Origin of the sequence: Paraburkholderia humisilvae (assembly GCF_902859855.1) — a bacterium.
GTDB classification, from domain to species: Bacteria; Pseudomonadota; Gammaproteobacteria; order Burkholderiales; family Burkholderiaceae; genus Paraburkholderia; species Paraburkholderia humisilvae.
The window spans coordinates 1-2,965 of record NZ_CADIKH010000235.1 but is presented as its reverse complement, the minus strand read 5'-3'; the positions used below and the strand labels follow the sequence as shown (position 1 = coordinate 2,965).

General features: G+C 53.4%; 2 protein-coding genes. Both read left to right on the top strand.

Annotated elements, in window-relative coordinates; all coding sequences use genetic code 11:
* Positions 1 to 484: 484 nt before the first annotated feature.
* Positions 485 to 1,072, top strand: a complete 588-nt coding sequence (locus HV796_RS41315; protein WP_175233425.1) for a tRNA 2-selenouridine(34) synthase MnmH — start codon at positions 485 to 487, stop codon at positions 1,070 to 1,072.
* 299 nt (positions 1,073 to 1,371) lie between these two features.
* Positions 1,372 to 1,818, top strand: coding sequence for an IS4/Tn5 family transposase DNA-binding protein (locus HV796_RS41310; RefSeq protein WP_246356369.1), 447 nt, complete (start codon positions 1,372 to 1,374; stop codon positions 1,816 to 1,818).
* Positions 1,819 to 2,965: the final 1,147 nt, after the last annotated feature.

Genomic DNA, 2,965 nt, shown 5'->3' with positions numbered 1-2,965 from the left:
TCTGTCACCACCTAACGGTCGCCACAACGAGGGGTCGGGCATGGCGATATTTTTACTCGCGGACCACGCGAGGGGGCATGCACATGCCCGTACTAGCCAGCTTTCACGGTAAGCCGATGCCGTTACCGCCTTCCCGCTCGCCCCGATCTTTAAAACTGCGCAACTGAATTCCCGTGCTCCCAGCGCAAGCATTTTGTATGTTTATCAAAATCGATTATTGATTTGACATCGAATTCCGAGATAGCATAAAGGACACTGTTGATTATTCTACGCTTTAAATAATGAGCCACATAAGAAGTGCGTCTTTTTGGGTTCGCACGATATTATTGGCAACTCGCTTTCACCCTAATCAACCGTACATTCGTTTGCTCGATTCCGTATTCGAGCCGTCTTTCTCGGGGGGCCGGTGATGCATAGTGAGGTTTTTACGGGGTTACACTTTATACCCATTGTTGGGCTGCCGGGTGCTGGCACGACAGAACTCATGCTGCAGTTGGAAAAACGCGGAAAACAAACGATCTCCATTGAATCTCTGCTCGGTGTCAGCGATCTTTTTCTTGCTTATTCAAACGACAAAAAAACGGTAAACCACGAAGAAATTTCCAATATTTTAACAGAAAAACTTAATGGCCTTAACCGCGAAGAACCGGTTTATATAGAGTGGACGCCACTCGATTTTATGGGCGCGACACTTCCGATTGAACTAATCGACAACATCCGACGCTTTCGCTGCCTCGTTCTATCATGCCCAAGACAAAAGAGATTGACGCGACTATTAAAAAAATATGCAGAATGGGAATCGAACATTGAGTCTGTGATTGACAAGGTTTCGGGAAGACTTTCCCCGGAAAATTTGCACGAAATGCTATTATGTGCTAATTCCAGCAGAAAAAATCGTTTCCCAGAGTTCGTCACATGCATGGTTGACAGATATTTAGATCCCGCGTGCCTACATGAGATTTTTGAATTCGATTGCGCATTTGTCATAAAAATCAACGCAAGTGGACGAGACTTCCTCAGCACGTTCATTCCAAATCAAACCCGCGAGGGTCTGATTCAGCAGATACTCTAATTCTCTTTGAAGCCATATCATGATCTTGATAAGATAAATAGGATTTACCACACTGTACTGCCGTTCAGTCGCGCCTCGCGGAACGCGATGCAAGCGATGACTAAATGATTTAGGGCGTTGAAATTATCCGCTTATACAGAAATACCTGGATTACCCCCCACCACGTAATGCGCCAAAAGTCTTATCAACGACTTGACTGCTCCCCGCCCTCAAGAGCTGAGCTTTACCCACAAGTGCGGTTGTAAACTGGATCGGAGGGTGTTAACTTTTGTCCATTCTGTTGATGCAGCGGCGGCGGATTGGCGATCGGGGACGACACGGCAGACTGGGCGAGCGAGGAATTCGCGCAAGCGGATCTCGGAGACGCTCGCTTGTCGCACCGCCTGGTGGCACTGGCGCGCCAACTGGCGAGCAGTCCCCACACTTCGCTGCCGCAGGCGCTGTCATCTGCTGAACTGAAGGCGGCCTACCGGTTCTTTGACAAAGCCCAGGTCGACACCGACGGTGTACTGGCGCCGCATATTGCGCAGACGCCGTACCGTATGGAGCAGATTCCGGTAGTGCTGGCGATACAGGACACCACCGAATTTAACCTGACGCATTTGCCTGCCACAGATGGTTTGGGACGCTGTACCGGCGGCAATGAGCGTGGGTTCCTGATGCACAGCATGCTGGCGGTCAGTCCGGAAGGTTTGCCGCTCGGCGTATTGGGCATAAAGACATGGGCCCGTCCTGAAGGAACCTAGGGCAGCGCCGCGCGGCGCAAATCCCGACCCATCCATGAGAAGGAGAGCATCAAGTGGATCGAGGGGCTTGCGCACCTGTCGGCGCTGAAGTCGCGCTGTGAGCACACGCAACTCGTTGGCATCGGCGATCGCGAAAGCGATGTCTATGAACTGTTTGCTGTGCAACGCCCGCACGGGGTGGACTTGTCACGCTTCGCAGAATATCGCGTCGCCGTGACCTGTTGTACGACCAGCAGTTGCCTGGCCGGACATGCGTTCCTGGTAACGGGAGGGTGTGAAGCTCTGGCAACAACGTACCTCTCGATTGACGAATCACCCCGGCGACGGGGAAGGAATCGGCACTGCCAGCCGCCGTGCAGTGTGAGGTGCCAGGCAAGTTCCGTATGCGCAACGGATGTGAACTGCTGATAAACCTCGTGATGATTAGTGGGGCAAAGCGGCTGACAGGCCCTGACCAAAAGGTGTGTAGCCGGTTGTCCAACTGGCGCGAATGGACACGTCGTCAAAGAGCTACCGGGGGAAAGGCAGGCGCTAACCGGTAGACCCAGAACACCGGGTCGGCAGGGGCGGGAACGTAGTAAGCCCGACTCACCGCCAAACTTGCGGCACATGGCAAGATGGCAGGCGAACCGCAAGGCTGGCTGTTGGTGGCGCGGGTATGAGAACGCGGAGGAAGCGAATGGCGGGCAGTAATAGCTCGCATAGGGGTTCGAAATTTGCCCTGATCTGAAAGGATGCAGACTTCCGCGTGGTGCAGCTGTCGCAGGTGTTCATTTGAAGTTCGACTGCAGGGAAGCTTGAAAGAGGCCGTTTTACGACGGTTTAGCGCCCTCGTCTCAACAATGAGATAAACCAACGATGTGACGGCTTGCGAAGGGCTTGTGCAATACGGCAAGACCGGCGCCAGTACGGCGCCTAATGCTGTGCTCGAGCTGTATGCAGGGAAACTTGCACGTACAGTTGTGTGTCCAGCGAAGGCTGGCATGTTCAGCAGGAGTCAGTCCTGCCGGGGTAAAAGTCAGAAGCCCCGTAGCCTGGATAGCAGGGTGGCGGGAAACCAGGACTCTGAAGCCTATCGACTGGTGTCCCCGAGGGGGATGCGTGAGTCATCGGGCCGTAATGAAGATGAACGTGAATGTGGCCTCGA

Coding starts and splice junctions, on each gene's coding strand:
- HV796_RS41315 (WP_175233425.1), top strand. CDS start 485: ATGCTGCAGTTGGAAAAACGCGGAAAACAAACGATCTCCATTGAATCT.